We start from the raw sequence: 22,825 nt of genomic DNA, 5'->3' as shown, positions 1-22,825 counted from the left end.
GCACAAAGAGCTGTGGCCCGGTTTCCCCGCCTGCGCGGGGGCCGGGCCGCAGTTGTGCGCGGTGGGGGGAGGCTCAGTCGCGGTCCCCGCCGCCCAGGTGGTGCACCCGCACCATGTTCGTCGTGCCCGGGACGCCGGGAGGCGAGCCCGCGGTGATGATCAAGATGTCGCCGGAGTTGTAGCGGCCGAGCTTCGCGACCTCCTGGTCGACCAGCTCGACCATCTCGTCGGTGCTGTTCACGAACGGCACGACGTGGGACTCGACGCCCCAGCTCAGCGCCAGCTGGTTCTGGGTGGACTCGTCCGTGGTGTACGCGATGATCGGCTGGATGGCGCGGTAGCGGCTCAGGCGGCGGGCCGTGTCGCCGGACTTGGTGAAGGCGACCAGGCCCTTGGCGCCGAGGAAGTCGGCGATCTCGGCGGCCGCGCGGGCCACCGAACCGCCCTGCGTGCGCGGCTTCTTGCCGGGGACGAGCGGCTGCAGGCCCTTGGAGAGCAGCTCCTGCTCGGCCGCCTGGACGATCTTCGACATCGTCTTGACGGTCTCGATCGGGTAGGCGCCGACCGAGGACTCCGCGCTCAGCATGACCGCGTCCGCGCCGTCCAGGATCGCGTTGGCCACGTCGGAGGCCTCGGCGCGCGTCGGGCGGGAGTTGGTGATCATCGACTCCATCATCTGGGTCGCGACGATCACCGGCTTGGCGTTGCGCCGGCACAGCTCGATCAGGCGCTTCTGCACCATCGGGACCTTCTCGAGCGGGTACTCGACGGCCAGGTCGCCACGGGCCACCATCACGCCGTCGAACGCCATCACGACGTCCTCCATGTTGGCCACCGCCTGCGGCTTCTCCACCTTGGCGACGACCGGGACGCGCCGGCCCTCCTCGTCCATGACCTTGTGGACGTCGTTGATGTCCTTGGCGTCCCGGACGAAGGAGAGGGCGACCAGGTCGCAGCCCATGCGCAGCGCGAACCGGAGGTCCTCGACGTCCTTCTCGGAGAGAGCCGGGACGTTCACCGCCGCGCCGGGCAGGTTGATGCCCTTGTGGTCGGAGATGACGCCGCCCTCGATGACGATGGTCCGCACCCGCGGGCCCTCGACGTCCAGCACCTTCAGCTCGACGTTGCCGTCGTTGATCAGGATCTGGTCGCCGCGCGAGACATCACCGGGCAGGCCCCTGTAGGTCGTCCCGCAGATCGTCTTGTCGCCGGGGACGTCCTCGGTGGTGATGACGAACTCGTCACCGCGCACCAGCTCCACCGGCCCCTCGGCGAAGGTCGCGAGCCGGATCTTCGGGCCCTGGAGGTCGGCGAGGACACCGATGGCCCGGCCGGTCTCCTTGGCGGCGGCACGGACGCGGTCGTACCGCCCCTGGTGCTCGGCGTGCGTGCCGTGGCTGAAGTTGAAACGGGCAACGTTCATGCCCGCCTCGATCAGCGCGACAAGCTGTTCGTGGGAGTCGACCGCGGGGCCGAGAGTACAGACGATTTTCGAACGGCGCATGGGGCGATCCTATCGGTTTGTTTCGCTACGGAATATTCCGTCTGGCGGAAGATACAAATGGGCGCGCTGGTGCTCAGGTGTTCTTTCCGACCAGTGCAAAGGTCTGTGTCGCGATCTCCAGTTCCTCGTCCGTGGGTACCACGGCCACCGCCACGCGCGCGGACTCCGGCGAAATCAGCCGCGCCTGCTCGCCGCGTACGGCGTTGCGCTCCGGGTCGAGGGCCAGGCCGAGCCCGTCCAGGCCCTGGACGGCCGCCGCGCGCACGGGCGCCGCGTTCTCGCCGACACCGGCGGTGAAGGCCACCGCGTCCACCGTGCCGAGCACCGCGTAATAGGCGCCGATGTACTTCTTCAGGCGGTGAATGTAGATGTCGAAGGCGAGTTCCGCCTCTTCGTCGCCCTCGTCGACCCGGCGCCGGATCTCCCGCATGTCGTTGTCCCCGCACAGGCCGAACAGACCGCTCCTCTTGTTGAGGAGATTGTCGATCTCGTCCATGTCCATTCCGCCGACGCGGGCCAAATGGAAGATGACGGCCGGGTCCAGGTCTCCGGAGCGTGTACCCATCACGAGCCCCTCCAAAGGCGTCAGCCCCATGGAGGTGTCCACGCACCGGCCCTTCTCGACCGCCGAGGCGGAGGCGCCGTTGCCCAGGTGCAGCACGATGACGTTGACCTCGGAGGGGTCCTTGCCCAGCAGCCGCGCGGTCTCGCGGGAGACGTAGGCGTGCGAGGTGCCGTGGAAGCCGTAGCGGCGGATCCGGTGGCGGTCGGCGATCTTCGGGTCGATCGCGTAGCGCGCGGCCGGCTCCGGCATCGTCGTGTGGAACGCGGTGTCGAAGACGGCGACCTGGGGCAGATCGGGGCGGAGCGCCTGGGCGGTGCGGATGCCGGTGAGGTTGGCGGGGTTGTGCAGCGGGGCGACCGGGATCAGCCGCTCGATCTCGGTGAGCACCTCGTCGTCGATGACGGTGGGCTCGGTGAAGAACAGCCCGCCGTGCACCACCCGGTGACCGATCGCGGCCAGTTCGGGGGAGTCGAGGCCCAGGCCGTCCCGGCCGAGTTGCTCGGCCACCGCCTTGAGCGCGGCCTCGTGGTCGGCGATGGGCCCGGTCTTCTCACGGCTGTCGCCGGTGGCGAGGCAACTGTGCTTCAGCCGGGAGGTCTGCTCGCCGATCCGCTCGACGAGGCCCACCGCGAGCCGGCTGCTGTCGCGCATGTCGAGCAGCTGGTACTTCACCGACGAGGAGCCGGAGTTGAGGACGAGGACGCGGGTGGAACTCACAGCTGGGCTGCCTTCTCGCTCGGGGTCTGGGCCTGGATCGCCGTGATGGCGACGGTGTTGACGATGTCCTGGACGAGCGCGCCGCGCGACAGGTCGTTGACCGGCTTGCGCAGACCCTGCAGGACCGGGCCGACGGCGATCGCGCCGGCCGAGCGCTGCACGGCCTTGTAGGTGTTGTTGCCGGTGTTCAGGTCGGGGAAGATCAGCACGCTGGCCTGCCCCGCCACCTCGGAGCCGGGCAGCTTGGTCGCGGCGACGCTCGGCTCGACGGCGGCGTCGTACTGGATCGGTCCCTCGATCTTGAGGTCGGGACGCCGCAGCCGCACCAGCTCGGTCGCCTCGCGTACCTTGTCGACGTCGGCGCCCGAGCCGGACGTGCCCGTGGAGTAGGACAGCATCGCGATCCGCGGTTCCACACCGAAGCGGGCCCCGGTGGACGCCGCCTGGATGGCGATGTCGGCGAGCTGCTCGGCGTCCGGGTCGGGGTTGACCGCGCAGTCGCCGTAGACGAGGACCTTGTCGGCGAGGCACATGAAGAAGACGGACGAGACGATGGAGGCGTCCGGCTTGGTCTTGATGATCTCGAAGGCCGGGCGGATGGTCGCGGCCGTGGAGTGCACGGATCCCGACACCATGCCGTCGGCGAGGCCCTCCTGGACCATCAGGGTGCCGAAGTAGTTGACGTCGGAGACGACGTCGTACGCCAGCTCCACGGTCACGCCCTTGTGGGCGCGCAGGGCGGCGTACTTCGCCGCGAAGGCGTCGCGCAGCTCGCTGGTGGCCGGGTCGATCAGCCGGCAGTCGCCGAGGTCGATACCGAGGTCCGCGGCCTTCTTGCGGATCTGGTCGACGGGACCGAGCAGGGTGAGGTCGCAGACCCCGCGGCGCAGCAGCACCTCGGCGGCGTGCAGCACCCGCTCCTCGGTGCCCTCCGGCAGGACGACCCGCCGGCGGTCAAAGCGGGCCTGCTCCAGCAGCTTGTGCTCGAACATCATCGGCGTCACGCGGTCGCTGCTCGGCGCGCTCACCCGCTTGAGCAGGTCGCCGGTCTCGACGTACCGCTCGAACAGGCCGAGCGCGGTCTCCGCCTTGCGCGGGGTGCCCGCGTTCAGCTTGCCCTCCAGGGAGAACAGCTGTTCCGCGGTGGGGAAGCTGTTGCCGGAGACCGAGAGCACCGGGGTGCCCGGGGCGAGGCGGGCGGCGAGGGTGAGGACGTCGTCGCTCGGCACCTCGTTCAGGGTGAGCAGCACGCCGGCTATCGGCGGGGTGCCCGCGCTGTGCGCGGCGAGCGAGCCGATGACGAGGTCGGCGCGGTCCCCCGGGGTGACGACTAGGCAGCCCGGCGTCAGGGCGGCCAGGAAGTTCGGCAGCATGGCCCCGCCGAAGACGAACCCGAGCGCGTCCCGCGCCAGCCCCGAGTCGTCGCCGAGGAGCACCTTGGCGCCGAGGGTCTGGCCGATCTGGGCGACCGTGGGGGCGGAGAGGGCGGGCTCGTCGGGCAGGACGTAGCAGGGTACGGGCAGCCGGGTGGCGAGCCGGTCGGCGATCTCGTCGCGGTCCTCGCGGGCGACCCGGTTGGTGACCATGGCCAGGACGTCGCAGCCGAGCCCGTCGCAGGCGCGGTAGGCGTTGCGGGTCTCGGCGAGCACGGACTCGGTGGTCTGCTTGCCGCCCACCACCGGGATCACGGACGCGCCGAACTCGTTGGCGAGCCGGGCGTTGAGGGCGAGCTCGTCCGGGAACTGGGTGTCGGCGTAGTCGGTGCCGAGGACGAGGACGACGTCGTAGTCCCGCGCGACCTGGTGGAAGCGGTCGACCAGGGTGGAGACCAGTTCGTCCGTCCCCCGTTCGGCCTGAAGGGCGGAGGCCTCCTGGTAGTCCATGCCGTAGACCGTGGCCGGGTCCTGCGACAGCCGGTAGCGGGCGCGCAGCAGCTCGAAGAGGCGGTCGGGGCCGTCGTGGACGAGGGGGCGGAAGACGCCCACCCGGTCGACCTGCCGGGTCAGGAGCTCCATGACCCCCAGTTCGACCACCTGGCGGCCGTCGCCGCGGTCGATACCGGTCACGTACACGCTGCGCGTCACGCGTGCTCTCCGTTTCGTCTGAAGTGGGGGTCGGTGCGGGTGAATCTTCGGTTCAGCGGCGAATCGGAGGCCCCGGGGCCCTCAGATCGCAAAAATCGCCCGCCAGGGCGAGCGGAACCCTCTTGACAATACCCCTCGGCCTAGATAAGGCGCCCGTCAAGGTGTCATCGCGCTGCGCGCCGGAGGGACGTGAAAGAATCGGCAGTGGCTCACCGGTATCAACAGCGAGCAGGAGACACAGCACGATGCGCATCGGAGTTCTCACCGCAGGCGGCGACTGCCCCGGCCTGAACGCCGTGATCCGGTCGGTCGTGCACCGAGCGGTCGCCCAGTACGGCGACGAGGTGATCGGCTTCGAGGACGGCTACGCGGGCCTGCTGGACGGTCGCTACCGCGGTCTGGACCTCGACTCGGTCAGCGGCATCCTGGCCCGCGGCGGGACCATCCTCGGCTCCTCCCGGCTGGAGCGCGACCGGCTGCGCGAGGCATGCGAGAACGCCTCCGACATGATCCACGAGTTCGGCATCGACGCGCTGATCCCGATCGGTGGCGAGGGCACCCTGACGGCGGCCCGCATGCTGTCCGACGCGGGTCTGCCGGTGGTCGGCGTGCCGAAGACCATCGACAACGACATCTCGTCGACGGACCGCACGTTCGGCTTCGACACCGCGGTGGGGGTCGCCACGGAGGCGATGGACCGCCTGAAGACCACGGCCGAGTCCCACCAGCGGGTGATGGTGGTCGAGGTCATGGGGCGCCACGCCGGCTGGATCGCCCTGGAGTCGGGCATGGCCGCCGGCGCACACGGCATCTGCCTGCCCGAGCGGCCCTTCGACCCCGCCGACCTGGTGAAGATGGTCGAGGAGCGCTTCGCGCGCGGCAAGAAGTTCGCCGTCATCTGCGTCGCCGAGGGCGCGCACCCCACCGAGGGCAGCATGGACTACGGCAAGGGCGAGATCGACCAGTACGGCCACGAGCGCTTCCAGGGCATCGGTACGGCCCTGGCGTACGAACTGGAGCGCCGCCTCGGCAAGGAGGCCAAGCCGGTCATCCTCGGCCACGTCCAGCGCGGCGGCACGCCGACGGCGTACGACCGGGTGCTCGCCACCCGCTTCGGCTGGCACGCGGTGGAGGCGGCGCATCGCGGGGAGTTCGGCCGGATGACCGCGCTGCGCGGTACGGACGTGGTGATGGTGCCGCTGGCGGAGGCGGTCACCGAGCTGAAGACGGTGCCGAAGGACCGCATGGACGAGGCCGAGTCGGTGTTCTAGGCCGCGTCAGGTGCCGCGGCCTGTTCCGGGCCGCGGCGCCACCACGGCCCGCCGGCCCCTTCAGCGCCGCGGCGGCCCGCAGTGCTCCACGGCCGTCCAGAAGTGGTCGATGATCCGGTCGAGGAACTCGCGGCCGTTGTCGCTGCTTTCCCGGCTGCCGCCGCCCCAGCTGAGGGTGGCGACCATCTGCCCCTGGTACGCGCGGTGCAGTTCCTGGAGTACGGACTCCACCACGGCGCGGTCCAGGGGCACCGCCTTGCCCACCGGGCGGACGTATGCCTGCCAGCGGGTGGTCACCGCGCTGTGCAGCAGGTCGGCGAGTTTGTCCTCGCGGCCCGTGACGGCGACGAAGTCGGGCAGTTCGAGGCCGAGGACGTCGGCGAGGGCGGCGGACTGCCGCTCGTTTCCGCGCCAGATGCCGCTCTCCTCCATCCGCAGATACGCGGGGAGTTCGAGGCCGGCGCCGCGGGCGACGTCCTCCGGGGCGAGGCCGCGGGAGATGCGGTGCTCGCGCAGGGTGCGGGGACGGCCGATGAGTTCACCCGGCGAGCACCACAACACGCCCGCGAGGGCGGTGAGTTCGGGGCTGCTGGGGTGGGTGACCCCGCGTTCCCAGGCGATGACGAGGTCCGGGGTGACGTACGGCAGCCCGTACGACGAGCGCATGCCGTAGGCCACGTGCTCGGGCCCCATGCCGAGGCCGGCACGCAGGCGCCGGGCGGCGAGGGCGTTGAACGGGGGGCTGGACGGGGAGGGCCGGTTCGGTCTGGCTGGGGGTTGGCGCACGGGCCACAAGCTAGAGGCGCCGGGGTGTCCTGACTACGGTCCGTTCGGACAGGATCACCGATTGTAGGAACATACGGTTCCCCCCGTGGCCCGGCGACCGGACACCCCCGGCCGCCTCAACCCTTGACCGCCCCGCCCAGCGCGAACCCACTGCCGAGCCGCCGCGCCACCAGCACGTACAGCAGGATCACCGGCGTCGAGTAGATGATTGAGAAGGCCGCCAGCTGTCCGTACACCACGGTCCCGCGATTGCCGAAGAACTCGTTGATGCTCACCGCCGCCGGCATCTGGTCCGGGGTGAGCAGGAGCATGAACGGGACGAAGAAGTTCCCCCACATCATCACGAAGGAGAACACCGTCACCACCGCCACGCCCGGCCCCATCAGCGGCAGCACGATCCGCAGCAGCGACTGGAGCGGGGACGCGCCGTCCGTCCAGGCCGCCTCCTCCAGCTCCTTCGGCACGCCGTCCATGAAGTTCTTCATCAGCCAGATGGCGAAGGGGAGTTGGGAGGCGGCGAAGAAGAAGATCGTGCCCTGCATCGTGTCGATCAGGTTCACCTGCACGAACAGGGCGTACACCGGCACCATGATCGCCGTGATCGGCAGGCTCGTGGCGAAGAGGATCGTCAGCAGGAACGGGCGGTTGAGCCGGGAGCGGAAGCGGGACAGCGGATAGGCGGCGAGGGCGGCGCAGGCCACCGTGAGCAGCGTGCCGCCACCGCACAGGAGCAGGCTGTTGAGCAGCGGTGTGAAGGTGATGTCAGGCGTCAGGACGGCGTCGAAGTTGGCCGTCGTCACGCCGTCCGGAAGCCTCAGCCGCAGACCCGCGCTCGGGTCCAGCGCCGACAGGATCACCCACAGCAGGGGGAGGCAGAACGCCGCGGCCACCACCAGGAGGCCGGTGTCGGCGGCCAGGCGGTGCGTGGCCCTGCGGGAGGAGGGAGTCCGGGGCATGGGTGTCAGACCTCCGTCCGCAGCAGGCGCAGATAGATCACCGAGAACAGCGAACCCACCACGAGCAGCAGCAGAGCGACTGCGGTGCCGTAGCCGATCATGCTCTTCTGGAAGGCCTCCTCGTACATGAAGAGCGGGAGCGTCTGGCTCTTGCCGCCCGGGCCGCCCCGGGTCATCACCCAGATCAGGCCGAAGACGGACAGTGTCTGGAGGGTGATCAGCATCAGGTTGGTGCCGATGGAGCGGCGGATCATCGGCAGGGTGATGTGCCACATACGGCGCCAGCCGCTCGCACCGTCCACCTCGGCGGCCTCCGTGATCTCCTTCGGGATCTCACCCAGCGCCGCCGAGTAGACCAGCATCGAGAACGCCGTGCCCCGCCACACGTTCGCGAACGACACCGCCAGGATCGGGAGCGTGAACAGCCAGTTCTGGGAGGGGAGATGGAGCCAGTCCAGGATGGCGTTCAGGGTGCCCTCGCGGCGGAAGAAGGCGTAGAGGAGGAAGCCGGCGACGACCTCCGGCAGGACCCACGCCGTGACGACGATGCCGCCCGTGAGCGTGCGGATCGACCTCGAGGCGCGCTGCATCAGGGCCGCCAGCGCGAGACCCAGCGTGTTCTGGCCGATCAGGGCCGAGACGACCGTGAAGACGAGGGTCAGCCACACCGCGTTCAGGAAGGCCTCGTCCCCGAACGCGGTGCGGAAGTTCTCGAAGCCGATGAACGACTCCGCCGCCTGGCCGGTCAGCTGGAGGTCGGTGAACGCGATGTAGGCGCAGTACCCGATCGGCCCTGCCAGGAAGAGGAGCAGCAGCACCACGGCGGGGGACAGGGGCAGGGCCCGCAGCAGGGAGCGGGAGAGCGGGTGGTGCTTCGCAGGCGAGTCCGGGGGGAGGGGTCCCGGCCTCCTGGTGAGGCCGGGACCGGGGCCCGTCGCGGGGGCGGTCGTCATGAGCTGCGGTTCACTTCCGGATCACCTGGTCGTCCGTCGCCGATCTCAGCTCCTCGTCGTAGGCCTTCGCCGCCTCCTCGACCGACATCTCGCCCGTGGTCACGCCCTCCATCGCCTCCTGGATCGCGGTGGAGACCTTCGGGTACGCCGGGAAGGCGGGCCGGTAGTGGGTGGTGGCGACCAGGTCGGTGAAGAACTTGATGCCGGGCTGGGCCTCGACGTAGGCGGGGTCGGCGGCGACGTCCTCGCGGACCGCGATGCCCGAGTTGGCGACGTACCACTTCTGGGCGTTCGTCTTCGTCTGCATCGTCTTGATGAACTCGAAGGCGAGGTCCGGGTTGCCGGCCTTGGCGGGGATCGCCCAGGTCCAGCCGCCGGACATGCTCACCTTCCCCGGTGCCTGGCCGTTCTGGGTGGGCATGGCGGCGAGGCCCAGCTTGTCCGACCACTCGGGCCACTCGTGGCCGCTGCCCTCCAGCCAGTCCTGCGGGAGCCAGGAGCCGTCGAGGTTGATGCCGAGTCTGCCCTCGGGCAGCAGCTCACCGCGGACGCGGGTGGCGAAGTTGGGGTCGAGGGCGTCGGCGACGTCCGGGCCGAGCTTCTCCTTGTAGACCGTCTCGACGAAGGTGAGGGCGTCCTTGAAGCCCTCGCTGCCGGCGATCCACTTCTTGGACTGCTCGTCGTAGAGGGGGTCGGCCGTGCCGTCGTTCGTGCCGTAGAGCAGCATCTGGAAGCCCTGCATGGTGGCGGCCTCGCCGGCGGGCTTGCCGGTGTAGACGTTGAGGGGGGTGACACCGGGGACCTTCCGCTTGATCGTGCGGGCGGCCTCCAGGACGTCGTCCCAGGTCTTCGGCTGCCAGTCGGCGGGCAGGCCGGCCTTCTCGAAGACGGCCTTGTCGAACCACAGGCCCCGGGTGTCCGTGCCGTCCGGGATGCCGTACGTCTTCCCGTCCTCGCCCCTGGCCGCGGCCTTCGCCGTGTCGATGAACTGGTTCCAGTCCTGCCACTCGGCGAGGTACGGGTCGAGGGGTGTGAGGTAGCCGCTGGTGATGTCCGAGTTGATGAGAAAGGTGTCCTCGTAGACCAGGTCCGGCGCGGTCTTGGGGGAGCGGAGCATCTGCTGGAGCTTGGTGTAGTACTCCGAGTCCGGGGCCTTGATCGGGACGAGTTCGACCTTCTTGCCGGGGTTGGCCTTCTCGAACTGCTTCTTGATGTCCGCGAGGAAGGTGTCCATCACCTTGACGGAGTTGTCCGTGGACTGTTTGAACGAGACCTTCACCGTGTCCGGATCGCTCCCCGCTCCTCCGCCGCATGCGGTGAGGGTGCCCGCGGCGACAGCGAGGGCGAGGACGGCGGGGAGGGAGGCTTTGGGGCGCACGAGCATGACCTCCTGGGGCCTACGTCGTTGTGGCCTGGGGGTGTGGCCCGGTGAACGTATGAGGAGTGGTCTAGTCAGGTCAATGACTCTGCGTCGGATTGACCTGACATTCTGCTGTCCGGGCCTGTCCAGGCCCGCTGTTCCCGCACCCACCGGTACACCAGTTCCGGCCGTCCCACCTGTCCGTACAGCGGGCTGCGGCCCGCTCTTCCCGCGTCCACCAGGTGTTCCAGGTAACGGCGGGCCGTGATGCGGGAGATGCCCACCGCCTCGGCCACCCCCGCCGCGGTCAGGCCCTCCTCGGCCTCGCGCAGTGCCGAGGTCACGCGCTCCAGCGTCGGTCCGCTCAGGCCCTTGGGCAACGCCGCGGGGCCCGGCGCCCGCAGCGTCGCCAGGGCGCGGTCGACCTCGTCCTGGCCGCTGGCCTCGCCCGCCGCGCCCCGGAACTGCGCGTACCGCACCAGACGGTCCCGAAGTGTGCCGAAGGTGAAGGGCTTCAGTACGTACTGCACGACACCCAGCGACACCCCCTCCCGCACCACCGCCAGGTCCCGGGCCGACGTCACCGCTATCACGTCCGCGTGATGGCCCGCCGCCCGCAGCGACCGCGCCAGCTGCAAGCCGTGCACGTCCGGCAGGTGCAGATCCAGCAGGAGCAGATCGACCGGCGTGCGCTCCAGGACCCGCCGCGCCTGAGCACCCGTGCGGGCCTTCCCCACCGCTACGAAGCCGGGAACGCGCCCGACGTAGAGCACATGCGCGTCCGCGGCCACGGGATCGTCCTCGACGACCAGTACCCGGATCGGTTCCTGCTGGGTCATGCGTGATCTCCCGCGCCCGCACCGGCAGTGTCCGCCGTGACACCGGACCCACCGCCCGCCCGGCCCTGCTCCGACAGCGGCAACCGCACCTCGAACTCCGCTCCTCCGTCACCGGCCTGCGACACCGACAGCGTCCCCGCGTGCCGGTGCACCGCCTGCCGGACCAGGGCGAGGCCAAGACCCCGTCCCCCGGGCCCGGACGGCTTGGTCGTGAAGCCCTTCTGGAAGGCCCGCTCGGCGTGCTCCGGGGCCAGGCCCTCACCGGTGTCCGCCACCCGCAGGACCAGCTCGCCGCCCGCCGTGTACGCCGTCACCGTCACCGTCACCCGCGCCCGTGCGCTGCCCTGCGCCGCGTCCACCGCGTTGTCGATCAGGTTGCCCAGGATGGTCACCAGGTCCCGTGCGGGCAGCGGCGGCGGCAGCAGCCCGTCGTCCAGTCCGCTGTCCTGCGACACCACGAGCTCCACACCCCGCTCGTTCGCCTGCGCCGTCTTGCCGAGGAGCAGGGCCGCCAGCACCGGCTCGCTGACCGCCGCGACGACCTGGTCGGTGAGGGCCTGGGCCAGCTCCAGCTCCGCCGTGGCGAAGGCGACGGCCTCCTCGGCCCGGCCCAGTTCGATCAGCGAGACGACCGTGTGCAGGCGGTTCGCCGCCTCGTGCGCCTGGGAGCGCAGCGCCTGCGTGAAACCCCGTTCCGAGTCCAGTTCGCCCATCAGCGACTGGAGTTCCGTCACGTCCCGCAACGTCACGACCGTCCCGCACCGCTCGCCGCCCGACACCGGTGACGTGTTGACCACCAGCACCCGGTCAGCCGTCAGGTGGACCTCGTCCACCCGTGGCTCCGCGGACAGCAGCGCGCCCGTCAGCGGCGCCGGCAGCCCCAGACCGGCCACCGAACGGCCCACCACGTCGCCGGGCATGCCGAGCAGCTCCCGCCCGCCGTCGTTGATCAGCGCCACCCGGTACTGGCCGTCGAGCATCAGCAGTCCCTCCCGCACGGCGTGCAGGGCGGCCTGGTGGTAGTCGTGCATCCGGCTCAGTTCGGTCGCGTTCATGCCGTGGGTGTGGCGGCGCAGGCGGGCGTTGACGACGTACGTGCCGACGGCGCCGAGCGCCAGGGCGCCGCCCGCGGTGCCGATCAGGGCGGTGAGCTGGCCCCGGACCCGCTCGCTGATCGCCTCGACCCGGATGCCCGCGCTGACCAGGCCGACGATGCGCGGGCCGTCCTGGACGGGGGTGACCGCGCGGACGGACGGGCCGAGGGTGCCGGTGTAGGTCTCGGTGAAGGACTCGCCCCGCAGGGCGGGCTCGATGTGGCCCAGGAACCGGCCGCCGATCTGTGCCGGGTCGGGGTGGGTCCAGCGGATCCCCCGCGGGTCCATGATCGTGACGAAGTCGACGTCCGTGTCGCGCATGACGCTCAGGGCGTACGGCTGGAGCGGCGCCGTCGGGTCGGAGGTGCGGATCGCCTCCCGCACCGACGGGGAGTCGGCGATCGCGCGGGCCACCGCCATCGCCTGGCGGCCCGCCGCGTCCTCGGCCTGGTTGCGGTCGCTGACGTAGGTGAACAGCGCGTAACCGGCGACGAGCACCGCGATCAGCACGGCCTGCATGGCGAACAGCTGGCCGGCCAGGCTACGGGCTCTCGGGACCGGGATGCGCATGCCGTCAGTGTGCCCCGCCGGTCACGTGTGAACTAAATGAACGGAAGGGTGACCGCCCTCACAGCTCGGGAGATAGTCACGGCATTCCTTCGTCCGCGGGCCCCCGCCCCGGACCTTCCCCCGGACGTGAGCCGCACGCCGGTGATGCCGATGACGTCGTCAAGGAGGGCAGTCGTGACCAGCACAGCCGACACGGCACCTGCCACACCCCGCGCCAGGCGGGACCGCACCCACTATCTCTACATCGCGGTGATCGTCGCGGTCGCGCTCGGCATCGCCGTGGGCCTGGCCGCCCCGGACTTCGCCGTCGAGCTGAAGCCCATCGGTACCGGCTTCGTGAACCTGATCAAGATGATGATCTCGCCGATCATCTTCTGCACGATCGTGCTGGGTATCGGCTCCGTACGCCAGGCCGCCAAGGTCGGCGCGGTCGGCGGTATCGCCCTCGTCTACTTCCTGGTCATGTCACTGGTGGCGCTCGCCATCGGCCTGGTCGTCGGCAACATCCTCGACCCGGGCACCGGCCTCGCCCTCACCGACGCCGTGCGCGAGACCGGTCAGGCGCAGGTGGACGCGGAGGCCAAGAGCACCAGCGACTTCCTGCTCGGCATCATCCCGACCACCATCGTCTCCGCCTTCACCGAGGGCGAGGTGCTCCAGGCCCTGCTCATCGCCCTGCTCGCCGGCTTCGCGCTGCAGGCCATGGGCTCCGCCGGGCAGCCGATCCTGCGCGGCATCGAGCACATCCAGCGGCTCGTCTTCCGCATCCTCGCGATGATCATGTGGGCCGCCCCGATCGGTGCCTTCGGCGCGATCGCCGCCGTCACCGGCTCCGCCGGCCTCGACGCCCTGAAGAGCCTCGCCGTTCTGATGCTCGGCTTCTACGTCACCTGCCTGCTGTTCGTCTGCCTCGTGCTCGGCGCGCTGCTGCGGCTCGTCTCCGGCCTGAACATCCTCACGCTGTTCAAGTACCTGGGCCGTGAGTTCCTGCTGATCCTGTCCACCTCCTCCTCCGAGTCCGCGCTGCCGCGGCTCATCGCGAAGATGGAGCACCTGGGCGTCAGCAAGCCCGTCGTCGGCATCACCGTCCCGACCGGCTACTCCTTCAACCTCGACGGCACCATGATCTACATGACCATGGCGTCCCTGTTCATCGCCGACGCCATGGGCACGCCGATGAGTATCGGCGAGCAGGTTTCGCTGCTGCTCTTCCTGCTGGTCGCCTCGAAGGGCGCCGCCGGTGTGACGGGCGCGGGCCTGGCCACCCTCGCGGGCGGGCTGCAGTCCCACAAGCCCGCCCTGGTGGACGGCGTCGGCCTGATCGTCGGCATCGACCGCTTCATGAGCGAGGCCCGCGCCCTGACCAACTTCGCGGGCAACGCCGTCGCCACCGTGCTGATCGGCACCTGGACCAAGGAGATCGACAGGGAGCGGGTGAACGAGGTGCTCGCGGGCCGGCTGCCGTTCGACGAGAAGACGCTGCTGGACGACGCCCACGGCGGCGGCGCCGGCGGCGACGCCGAGATGCGGGAACAGCGCGGAGACGGCCACGTCGAAGGCGAGAAGGAACTGGCGAAGGCCTGATCCCTCGCCCCTCCCCGGGCTGCTCCCCCATACGCCCGGGCGGCTGAGACGCTCCCCCCGTCGCTCAGCCGCCCGGGCCCACCTCTGCCCGGTCTTCCGTCGCCTTGAGGCGGTGCGCTGCCGTGACGCCGACGTCAGGGCCTACGTTCGTGGGCATGCGAATCGGCGAGCTGGCCGAACGGGCCGGGACCACCACGCGCACGCTCCGGTACTACGAGGCGCGCGGGCTGCTGCCCGCGCGCCGGTGCTGAGCGCGGTGGCGGCTCAGGAGGGGGAGCGGCTGAAGGTGGTGCAGCTGGACGTGGACCGCAATCCGGAGATCACCCGCGCCTACCAGGTGCTGTCGATGCCGGCCGTCATGGTGTTCCGCGGCGGCGAGCCGGTGCGGTCGATGGTGGGGGCCCGGCCGAAGCGGCGGCTCCTGGAGGAGATCGCGGACGCGCTGTGAACCGCACGGCGCGCTGGGCGGACGTGCCGGAGCAGAGAAATCCCCCGGGCAATTGCGCCCGGGGGATTTCTCTGCGTATATTCAATGGTTCGCGACTTCGGGAAATAGGGTCGCAAAGAAGCTCAGTGAACACAGTATATGCGGGCGGGAGCGGAATTGTCAAACATGGATTCGTCAAACGTCGACTTTCCAGACGATGAAATGCGCCGCGAGCAGGAATTCATCGACGGGCTGTACGCGCGCGTCGACGTGCTGCGTGGCGACGCCGAGGCCTCCGTCACCGACGCGCTCGCGCAGGGCGACAAGCCGATGCAGGCACGCCTGGAGCGGGACATCCTGGTCGCCGAGCGGTCCGGCCTGCTCGCCGCGCTGAACGCGGTGGACGGCTCGCTCTGCTTCGGCCGGATCGACCTCGCCTCCGGTGCCGGCCACCACATCGGCCGGATCGGTCTGCGGGCCGGCGGCCCCGAGCGCACCCCGATCCTGATCGACTGGCGGGCCGAGGTCGCCCGCCCCTTCTACCTGGCCACCGGGCACACCCCGATGGGGCTCAGCCGCCGCAGGCACATCGCCACCGAGGGCCGTCGCGTCACCGCCCTGCACGACGAGTTCCTCGACGTCGGCGACGACACCCGCACCGGATACGAGGACCCCAGCGGGGACGCGGTCCTGCTCGCCGCATTGAACTCCGCCCGCACCGGGCGGATGACCGACATCGTGCAGACCATCCAGGCCGAGCAGGACGAGATCATCCGTGCCCCGCACCGCGGTGTCCTGGTCGTCGAGGGCGGCCCCGGCACCGGCAAGACGGCGGTGGCCCTGCACCGGGCGGCGTACCTGCTGTACGAGCACCGGGAACTGCTCGCCAAGCGGGCCGTCCTGATCGTCGGCCCCAACCCCGCCTTCCTCGGCTACATCGGCGAGGTGCTGCCTTCGCTCGGCGAGACGGGCGTGCTGCTGGCCACGGTCGGCGAGCTCTTCCCCGGCGTGAGGGCGACGGCGGCCGACACCCCGGAGGCGGCCGCGGTCAAGGGCCGCGCGGCGATGGCCGACGTGCTCGCCGGCGTCGTACGGGAACGGCAGGCGCTGCCCGACCCGGTGATCGCCATCGAGCACGACCGCGAGGTCCTGATGCTCGACGACGGCCTCGTCGGCGTCGCCCGCGAGCGGACCCGCGCCGCCGGGCTGCCGCACAACGCCGCGCGCGAGCACTTCGAGGGGCACATCCTCAACACGCTCACCGAGCTGTACGCCGAGCGGGTCGGCACCGACCCCTACGACGGCTCCAACCTCCTCGACCCCAGTGACATCACCCAGATCCGCGACGACATCGCCGAGAACCCGGAAGTCTGGTCCGCCATCGACCGGCTGTGGCCGGTTTTGACTCCGCAGCGGCTGGTCGCCGACTTCCTCGCGGCGCCCGAGGGGTACGTCGCGGACGCCGATGCGGCGGCGATCCGGCGGCCGGTGACGCGCGCGTGGACCGTCGCGGACGTGCCGCTGCTCGACGAGGCGGCCGAGCTGCTCGGCGAGGACGACCGCGCGGCGCGGGCGCGGGCGGAGCGGGAACGGGAGCGGCAGGTGTCGTACGCGCAAGGTGTGCTGGACGTCTCCTACGCGTCCCGGACGTACGAGTTCGAGGACAAGGAGGACGGCGACCCCGACGGTTCGGAGGTGCTCTCCGCGCACGACATCATCGACGCCGAGCGGTTCGCCGAGCGGCACGAGGAGGACGACCACCGCAGTGCCGCGGAACGGGCGGCTGCCGACCGTACCTGGGCGTTCGGGCACATCATCGTCGACGAGGCGCAGGAGCTGTCGCCGATGGCGTGGCGGCTGCTGATGCGCCGCAGCCCGACGCGGTCGATGACGCTGGTCGGGGATCCGGCGCAGACGGCGCAGGCGGCGGGGGCCGGCTCCTGGTCGAAGATCCTCCAGCCCTATGTCCAGGACCGCTGGGAGCACACCCGCCTCGGCGTCAACTACCGCACGCCCGCCGAGATCATGGACCTCGCGGCGGCGGTCGTACGGGCGCAGGACCCGGACTTCGAACCGCCGAGTTCCGTGCGCTCCACAGGGGTACGTCCCTGGATCCGCGCGACGGACGACCTGCCCGGCGCGGTCGCCAAGGCGGTCGAGGAGCTCACCCCGGCCGAGGGCCGGCTGGCCGTCATCGCGCCGCGCGCACTGCACCGGCGGCTCGCCGCCCAGCTGGACGGTGTGACGGCGGGCGCCGAGCCGGACCTGACGCACACGGTCGTCCTCCTGGAGCCGCGTCAGGCCAAAGGCCTGGAGTTCGACTCCGTGCTGGTCGTCGAGCCGGGCCGGTACGGCACGAGCGATCTGTACGTCGCCCTGACCCGCGCGACCCAGCGGCTGGGCGTACTGCACACGGGCCCGCTGCCGCGAGGTCTGACGGAGCCGTCCCCGGCGTCCGCCTGACGGCCCTGGCGGTCCGCCGCGGACCCCGGCCGGTGCGCCCCACCACCCGACCGGACGGCCGGGCGGTGGGGCGGGCGCGGCGCCGGCTACGACGGCTGCAGCCAGACCGTCGCCAGCGGCGGCAGCGTCAGCCGGACGCTGGCCGGGTGGCCGTGCCAGGGGAGGGCTTCCGGCTTGAGCGGGTCGGGGTTCGTCACGTCGCTGCCGCCGTAGCGGGCGGCGTCCGTGTTCAGCGTCTCGTGCCAGGCAGGGATCTCGTCGGGGACGCCCACCCGGTAGTCGTGGCGGACCACCGGGGAGAAGTTGCTGATCGCCAGCAGTGGGGTGCCCGTGGCGTCGTGGCGGAGGAAGGCCAGGACGTTGTCCTCGGCGGCGTCGCCGACGATCCACCGGAAGCCCTCGGGACGGGTGTCGCGCTGCCACAGGGCCGGCGAGTGCCGGTAGACGGCGTTGAGGTCGCGGACCAGGTCGCGCACGCCGCGGTGGTCGGCCTCGGCGCCGTACTGCGGGTCGAGCAGCCACCAGTCCGGACCGTGCGCCTCGGACCACTCCGCGCCCTGCGCGAACTCCTGGCCCATGAACAGCAGCTGCTTGCCCGGGTGGGCCCACATGAAGCCCAGGTAGGCGCGGTGGTTGGCGCGCTGCTGCCACCAGTCGCCCGGCATCTTCGACACCAGCGACCGCTTGCCGTGCACCACCTCGTCGTGGGAGATCGGCAGGACGTAGTTCTCGCTGTACGCGTACACCATCGAGAACGTCATCTCGTGGTGGTGGTACTTGCGGTGCACCGGCTCCTTGCTCATGTACTGAAGCGAGTCGTGCATCCAGCCCATGTTCCACTTCAGGCCGAAGCCCAGGCCGCCGAACCCGCTCGGACCCTTGTGGTGGGTGGCCCGGGTGACGCCGTCCCACGCCGTGGACTCCTCGGCGATCGTGACGACGCCGGGCGCCCGGCGGTACACCGTCGCGTTCATCTCCTGGAGGAACGCCACCGCGTCCAGGTTCTCCCGGCCGCCGTGCTCGTTCGGCGTCCACTGGCCGGGCTCGCGCGAGTAGTCGAGGTAGAGCATCGAGGCGACGGCGTCCACGCGCAGCCCGTCGATGTGGAACTCCTCGCACCAGTACACGGCGTTGGCGACCAGGAAGTTGCGCACCTCCTTGCGGCCGAAGTCGAACTCCAGCGTCCCCCAGTCGGGATGGGCCGCACGGAGCGGATCGGCGTGCTCGTACAGCGGGCGCCCGTCGAACTCGGCCAGCGCCCAGTCGTCCCGCGGGAAGTGGGCCGGCACCCAGTCCATGAGGACGCCGATGCCCGCCTGGTGCAGGGCGTCGACGAGGTACCGGAAGTCGTCCGGGGTCCCCAGGCGGGCCGTGGGCGCGTAGAAGCCGGTGACCTGGTAGCCCCAGGAGCCGCCGAAGGGGTGCTCGGCGACCGGCATCAGCTCGACGTGGGTGAAGCCCAGGTCCTTGACGTAGGCGGGAAGCTCCTCCGCCAGCTGACGGTACGTCAGCCCCGGGCGCCATGAGGCGAGGTGCACCTCGTACACGGAGAGCGGCGCCTCGTGGGCGGGGACCTCTCCGCGCCGCTCCAGCCACGCCGCGTCGCCCCACTCGTGGCGTGAGGCGGTCACGATGGACGAGGTGTCCGGCGGGGCCTGGGTGCGGCGGGCCATCGGGTCCGCGCGCAGGGTCTTCGAACCGTCGGGCCGGGTGATCTCGAACTTGTACAGCTCGCCCTCGCCGATGCCGGGCACGAAGAGTTCCCAGACGCCGGTGCCGCCCAGCGAGCGCATCGGGAATCCGGTGCCCTCCCAGTAGTTGAAGCCGCCGGCCAGGCTCACACCGCGCGCGTTCGGCGCCCACACCGTGAAACGGGTGCCGGCCACGCCCTGGTGCGTCATCGGCTCGGCACCCAGCGCCCGCCACAGCTGCTCGTGCCGGCCCTCGCCGATCAGATGCAGGTCGAGGTCGCCGAGGGCGGGCAGGAACCGGTACGGGTCGTCGGTGTCCTGGACCGTGCTCCCGTACGCCACGCTGAGCCGGTAGTCGGGGACCTCGGTGAACGGCAGCAGCGCGGAGAAGAAGCCGTCGCCGTCGTCGTGCAGCTCGGCCCTGCGGTCGCCGGCGACGACCGTGACGGACAGGGCGTAGGGGCGGAAGACGCGGACGATCACGCCACCGTCCGGTGCCGGGTGCGCGCCGAGGACGGAGTGCGGGTCGTGGTGGGCGCCGGTGAGCAGCCGCCCGCGGTCGGCGGGGCCGAGGGCGGGGGAGACCGGCGTGGGCGGAGCCTTCTCGGCGACGGCAGCCCTGGCCGGGGCGGTGGGCCCGGCGTCCGGAGCCTTCGCGGCCGTCGTCGCCTTCCTGGCGGGCGTGGCCTTCTTCGTGGACGCGCGCTTCGCGGCGGTGGTCGGCCGCTCCGCCGCCGTGGCCTTCTTCTCGGCGGCGGTCCTCTTCACCGGCGCTGTCGTGCTCGTCGCCGTCTTCGCCGTGGCCTTCTTCGTGACGCTCTTCCCGGCCGCGGTCTTCTTGGCGGGCGCCTTCTTCGCTGCCGCGGGAGCCTTCTTGGCCGCCGCCTTCCCGGAAGCAGCCGCCTTCTCGCCGGTGGCCGTCGTCCTGCCGGTGGCCGCCTTCACCGCGGCCTTCTTCGTGACTGCCTTCTTCGTGACCGCCTTCTTCGCGGCGGTCCTCCCGGCGGATGTCTTCCCGGCCGATGTCTTCTCGTCCGCGGTCTTCTTCGTGGTCGCCTTCTTCGCCGTAGCCTTCGTCGGTGCGGCTGTCTCCTGCGGCGCGGTCGCCTGTTTGGGCACGGCGGCCTTCTCCTGGTGGGCCGTGGTCTCCCCGGCCGTGATGTTCGGGTCGGAACCGCTGGACGAGGAGGTGGTACGGGGGGTCACGGGCGGAGCCTCCTGGGAGGGTCAGGTCGGTCGGGTCGAGGCGAGGCGCCGTATCGCCGACAGCGGCACGGGGAGCCAGTCGGGGCGGTGCCGGGCCTCGTAGACGACCTCGTAAACGGCCTTGTCGGTCTCATGGGCACGCAGCAGCACCGGGTCGGTCCGTGGATCACGGCCGGCCGCATCGGCGTATCCGGAGCAGTAGGCGGCCCGGCAGTGCTCCGCCCAGCCCGGCACCGACGGGTGCGCGGAGTGGGCCGCGTAGTCGAAGGAGCGCAGCATCCCGGCGATGTCCCGCGCGGCGGGCTGCGGCATCCGCCGTTCGGCGAGCGGCCGGGCCGGTTCGCCCTCGAAGTCGATCAGCGACCACTCGCCGGCCGGCGAGCGCAGGCACTGCCCGAGGTGCAGATCGCCGTGGACGCGCTGGGCGGTCCAGGTGTGGCCCTCGGCGGCGAGGCCGGCCAGCGCCTCGAACGCGGAGCGCAGTCCGGGGACGTACGGCCGGAGCGCGGGCACCGCCTGTGCGGCGAGGCCGAGGCGTGCGAGCATGCCGTCGACCATCGAGCGCAGCTGGGTGTGGCCGAGGGTCACGGTCGGCAGCGCGCGGGCCAGTGCCGTGTGCACCTCGGCGGTGGCCCGGCCGAGGGCGCGCGCCTCGGCACTGAAGTCCTCGCCCTTGGCCAGCTCGCGCAGGGCCAGCTCCCAGCCGTCGGTGGCGCCCTGGACGTAGGGCTGGAGGACACCGAGGACGTACGACTGCCCGGCCAGCTCCGCGCCCAGCCATGCCGTCGGCGCGGGCACCCGGGGGCAGCCCTCGCGGGCCAGCGCTCGCGGCAGCTCCAGGTCCGGGTTGACGCCGGGCACGATGCGGCGGAGCAGCTTCAGAATGAACGTATCTCCGTATATCACCGACGAGTTGGACTGCTCGGCGGTGACCGCGCGGCTGACCAGGCCGGGCCGGATCTCCCGGCGCGGGTCCCGCTCGAAGCGCAGGTCGCCGATGCGGGCCTGGGTGCGGAGCGCCTCCAGGAGCACCTCGGCGGGCCGGGGGTCGTACAGGGCCTCGTACACCGTCCGCCCGGCGAGGGGACCGCCGGTGACGTGTCCGATCAGCGCGGGTGCCAGCCGGGGTGGCAGCGCCTCGCGCACTCCTATGAGGAGCTGGTAGCAGTCGCCGGGGGCCGGGGCGGCGGCGTGGCCGGTGCCCTGGACCGGTGCGGACGGCTGGTGGACCCGCACCAGCAGGTGGTAGAGGCCGAGTTTGCCGCCGGCCGGCAGCAGTTCGGTCGCCGCGACCGGCGTGAACCCGGTGACCGGACGTCCCTTGCCGGCGAACCAGCGCTGCCGTGGCAGCCAGTCCCGCAGCAGCGGATCCAGTGACGCGAGAAGGCCGGGGCCGGCCGTGGCGGGGCGGGTGACGGCTTCCGACATGGCGTGCGTCCTTTCCCCTTCTCCGGTTCGCCCTCGAGGGCGCTGTCAGCCGGTGTCGGCTCACGCGGGCGGACGGGGTGTTACTGATGCGTGCCCCGGGCGGGACGGGAGAAACCGCCCCGCCCCGGGCTGACTAGGCGGCGTCCTTGCGGAGCCGGAACCAGTAGAAGCCGTGCCCCGCGAGGGTGAGCAAGTACGGCAGTTCACCGATGGCGGGGAACCGCACCCCGCCGATCAGCTCGACCGGGTGGCATCCGCTGAAGGCGCGCAGGTCGAGTTCGGTCGGCTGCGGGAAGCGCGAGAAGTTGTGCACGCACAGCACGAGGTCGTCGCCGTGCTCCCGCAGGAACGCCAGTACGGCCGGGTTGGAGGACTGCAGTTCGGTGTACGAGCCGAGCCCGAAGGCGGGGTTCTGCTTGCGGATCTCGATCATCCGGCGGGTCCAGTGCAGCAGCGACGAGGGCGACGCCATGGCCGCCTCGACGTTGGTGACCTGGTAGCCGTAGACCGGGTCCATGATGGCCGGAAGGAACAGGCGGCCCGGATCGCAGGACGAGAAGCCCGCGTTGCGGTCCGGCGTCCACTGCATCGGCGTGCGCACCGCGTCGCGGTCGCCGAGCCAGATGTTGTCGCCCATGCCGATCTCGTCGCCGTAGTACAGGATCGGGCTGCCGGGGAGCGACATCAGCAACGCGGTGAACAGCTCGATCTGGTTGCGGTCGTTGTCCAGGAGCGGGGCGAGGCGCCGGCGGATGCCGATGTTGGCGCGCATGCGCGGGTCCTTGGCGTACTCCGCGTACATGTAGTCGCGCTCTTCGTCGGTGACCATCTCGAGCGTGAGTTCGTCGTGGTTGCGCAGGAAGATGCCCCACTGGCAGTTGGAGGGGATCGCCGGGGTCTTGGCGAGGATCTCCGAGACCGGGTAGCGGGATTCCCGGCGCACGGCCATGAAGATGCGCGGCATGACGGGGAAGTGGAACGCCATGTGGCATTCGTCGCCGCCGGAGGAGTAGTCGCCGAAGTAGTCGACGACGTCCTCCGGCCACTGGTTGGCCTCCGCCAGCAGCACCGTGTCCGGATAGTGGGCGTCGATCTCCTTGCGCACCCGTTTCAGGAGCTCATGAGTTGCCGGAAGGTTTTCGCAGTTGGTGCCCTCCTCCGCGTAGAGGTAGGGCACGGCGTCCAGGCGGAAGCCGTCGATGCCCAGGTCCAGCCAGAACCGCAGCGCCGACAGGATCTCCTCCTGGACGGCCGGGTTCTCGTAGTTGAGGTCCGGCTGGTGGGAGAAGAACCGGTGGAAGAAGTACTGCTTGCGGACCGGGTCGAA

15 protein-coding genes and 2 pseudogenes are annotated in these 22,825 nt (G+C 70.9%); 5 read left to right on the top strand and 12 right to left on the bottom strand.

The genetic code is table 11. The features are described 5' to 3' along the window. Window positions 1–73 precede the first annotated feature (73 nt). From pyk to pta, 3 genes are all read right to left on the bottom strand, one after another. The gene (pyk, locus tag ACGF8A_RS07315) at window positions 74–1,504 is read right to left on the bottom strand and encodes a pyruvate kinase (RefSeq protein WP_393105189.1); all 1,431 of its coding nucleotides are present in this window, start codon (window positions 1,502–1,504) and stop codon (window positions 74–76) included. 73 nt (window positions 1,505–1,577) lie between these two features. Then, complete coding sequence (locus ACGF8A_RS07310) at window positions 1,578–2,786, bottom strand: acetate kinase (protein ID WP_393105187.1); 1,209 nt, start codon at window positions 2,784–2,786, stop codon at window positions 1,578–1,580. Beyond that, window positions 2,783–4,870 carry a phosphate acetyltransferase gene (gene pta / locus ACGF8A_RS07305; protein WP_393105185.1) on the bottom strand — a complete coding sequence of 696 codons (2,088 nt, stop codon included), beginning with the start codon at window positions 4,868–4,870 and terminating at the stop codon, window positions 2,783–2,785. Before pta ends, ACGF8A_RS07310 begins: the two co-directional genes overlap by 4 nt. A 245-nt stretch (window positions 4,871–5,115) precedes the next feature. Here pta and ACGF8A_RS07300 point away from each other — a divergent pair, with 245 nt between their 5' ends. Beyond that, window positions 5,116–6,141 (top strand): ATP-dependent 6-phosphofructokinase, encoded by a 1,026-nt coding sequence (locus ACGF8A_RS07300; protein WP_393105183.1) that lies wholly within the window; start codon window positions 5,116–5,118, stop codon window positions 6,139–6,141. A gap of 60 nt (window positions 6,142–6,201) precedes the next feature. On the opposite strand, the gene ACGF8A_RS07295 is transcribed toward ACGF8A_RS07300, so the two are convergent. The 6 genes from ACGF8A_RS07295 to ACGF8A_RS07270 form a co-directional block, all read right to left on the bottom strand. Continuing rightward, complete coding sequence (locus ACGF8A_RS07295) at window positions 6,202–6,936, bottom strand: helix-turn-helix domain-containing protein (protein ID WP_393105181.1); 735 nt, start codon at window positions 6,934–6,936, stop codon at window positions 6,202–6,204. A 107-nt stretch (window positions 6,937–7,043) separates the two neighbouring features. Next, window positions 7,044–7,883: a carbohydrate ABC transporter permease gene (locus ACGF8A_RS07290; RefSeq protein ID WP_393105179.1), complete on the bottom strand. Its 840-nt coding sequence runs from the start codon at window positions 7,881–7,883 to the stop codon at window positions 7,044–7,046. A 5-nt stretch (window positions 7,884–7,888) separates the two neighbouring features. Next, the gene (locus ACGF8A_RS07285; protein ID WP_393105177.1) at window positions 7,889–8,836 is read right to left on the bottom strand and encodes a carbohydrate ABC transporter permease; all 948 of its coding nucleotides are present in this window, start codon (window positions 8,834–8,836) and stop codon (window positions 7,889–7,891) included. Between the two features lie 10 nt (window positions 8,837–8,846). After that, window positions 8,847–10,220, bottom strand: coding sequence for an extracellular solute-binding protein (locus tag ACGF8A_RS07280; protein WP_393105175.1), 1,374 nt, complete (start codon window positions 10,218–10,220; stop codon window positions 8,847–8,849). A gap of 68 nt (window positions 10,221–10,288) precedes the next feature. Continuing rightward, the gene (locus ACGF8A_RS07275; RefSeq protein WP_393105173.1) at window positions 10,289–11,035 is read right to left on the bottom strand and encodes a response regulator; all 747 of its coding nucleotides are present in this window, start codon (window positions 11,033–11,035) and stop codon (window positions 10,289–10,291) included. After that, window positions 11,032–12,699 carry an ATP-binding protein gene (locus ACGF8A_RS07270; RefSeq protein WP_393105171.1) on the bottom strand — a complete coding sequence of 556 codons (1,668 nt, stop codon included), beginning with the start codon at window positions 12,697–12,699 and terminating at the stop codon, window positions 11,032–11,034. Before ACGF8A_RS07270 ends, ACGF8A_RS07275 begins: the two co-directional genes overlap by 4 nt. Window positions 12,700–12,873: 174 nt before the next feature. On the opposite strand from ACGF8A_RS07270, the gene ACGF8A_RS07265 reads away from it, so the two are divergent. The 4 genes and pseudogenes from ACGF8A_RS07265 to ACGF8A_RS07250 all read left to right on the top strand — a co-directional run bounded on the left by ACGF8A_RS07265 (window position 12,874) and on the right by ACGF8A_RS07250 (window position 17,173). Then, window positions 12,874–14,283: a cation:dicarboxylate symporter family transporter gene (locus ACGF8A_RS07265; RefSeq protein WP_393105169.1), complete on the top strand. Its 1,410-nt coding sequence runs from the start codon at window positions 12,874–12,876 to the stop codon at window positions 14,281–14,283. A gap of 155 nt (window positions 14,284–14,438) precedes the next feature. Then, window positions 14,439–14,528 (top strand): annotated as a pseudogene (locus ACGF8A_RS07260) (MerR family DNA-binding transcriptional regulator); the annotation flags it as partial. Further along, window positions 14,525–14,731: pseudogene (locus ACGF8A_RS07255) on the top strand (thioredoxin family protein); the annotation flags it as partial. The pseudogenes ACGF8A_RS07260 and ACGF8A_RS07255, both read left to right, overlap by 4 nt. 201 nt (window positions 14,732–14,932) lie before the next feature. Beyond that, window positions 14,933–17,173 carry a HelD family protein gene (locus tag ACGF8A_RS07250; RefSeq protein WP_393105167.1) on the top strand — a complete coding sequence of 747 codons (2,241 nt, stop codon included), beginning with the start codon at window positions 14,933–14,935 and terminating at the stop codon, window positions 17,171–17,173. A gap of 86 nt (window positions 17,174–17,259) precedes the next feature. Here ACGF8A_RS07250 and glgB read toward each other — a convergent pair whose 3' ends face one another. The 3 genes from glgB to treS form a co-directional block, all read right to left on the bottom strand. After that, complete coding sequence (gene glgB / locus ACGF8A_RS07245; RefSeq protein ID WP_393105165.1) at window positions 17,260–20,070, bottom strand: 1,4-alpha-glucan branching enzyme; 2,811 nt, start codon at window positions 20,068–20,070, stop codon at window positions 17,260–17,262. A gap of 21 nt (window positions 20,071–20,091) precedes the next feature. Further along, window positions 20,092–21,498, bottom strand: coding sequence for a maltokinase (locus tag ACGF8A_RS07240; RefSeq protein WP_393105163.1), 1,407 nt, complete (start codon window positions 21,496–21,498; stop codon window positions 20,092–20,094). 133 nt (window positions 21,499–21,631) lie between these two features. Then, window positions 21,632–22,825 (bottom strand): maltose alpha-D-glucosyltransferase (gene treS, locus ACGF8A_RS07235; protein ID WP_393105161.1); only part of this gene is annotated, 1,194 nt, incomplete at its 5' end.

The organism is Streptomyces sp. NPDC047706, assembly GCF_043204795.1.
Taxonomy (GTDB): Bacteria; Actinomycetota; Actinomycetes; order Streptomycetales; family Streptomycetaceae; genus Streptomyces.
This window is presented reverse-complemented; position numbering and strand designations above follow the sequence as displayed.

What these genes read in the sequence shown, in the direction of transcription:
- pyk (WP_393105189.1), bottom strand. Translation starts at nt 1,504, where the DNA reads ATGCGCCGTTCGAAAATCGTCTGTACTCTCGGCCCCGCGGTCGACTCC.
- ACGF8A_RS07300 (WP_393105183.1), top strand. Translation starts at nt 5,116, where the DNA reads ATGCGCATCGGAGTTCTCACCGCAGGCGGCGACTGCCCCGGCCTGAAC.
- ACGF8A_RS07290 (WP_393105179.1), bottom strand. Translation starts at nt 7,883, where the DNA reads ATGCCCCGGACTCCCTCCTCCCGCAGGGCCACGCACCGCCTGGCCGCC.
- ACGF8A_RS07285 (WP_393105177.1), bottom strand. Translation starts at nt 8,836, where the DNA reads ATGACGACCGCCCCCGCGACGGGCCCCGGTCCCGGCCTCACCAGGAGG.
- ACGF8A_RS07280 (WP_393105175.1), bottom strand. Translation starts at nt 10,220, where the DNA reads ATGCTCGTGCGCCCCAAAGCCTCCCTCCCCGCCGTCCTCGCCCTCGCT.
- ACGF8A_RS07275 (WP_393105173.1), bottom strand. Translation starts at nt 11,035, where the DNA reads ATGACCCAGCAGGAACCGATCCGGGTACTGGTCGTCGAGGACGATCCC.
- ACGF8A_RS07270 (WP_393105171.1), bottom strand. Translation starts at nt 12,699, where the DNA reads ATGCGCATCCCGGTCCCGAGAGCCCGTAGCCTGGCCGGCCAGCTGTTC.
- ACGF8A_RS07250 (WP_393105167.1), top strand. Translation starts at nt 14,933, where the DNA reads ATGCGCCGCGAGCAGGAATTCATCGACGGGCTGTACGCGCGCGTCGAC.
- ACGF8A_RS07240 (WP_393105163.1), bottom strand. Translation starts at nt 21,498, where the DNA reads ATGTCGGAAGCCGTCACCCGCCCCGCCACGGCCGGCCCCGGCCTTCTC.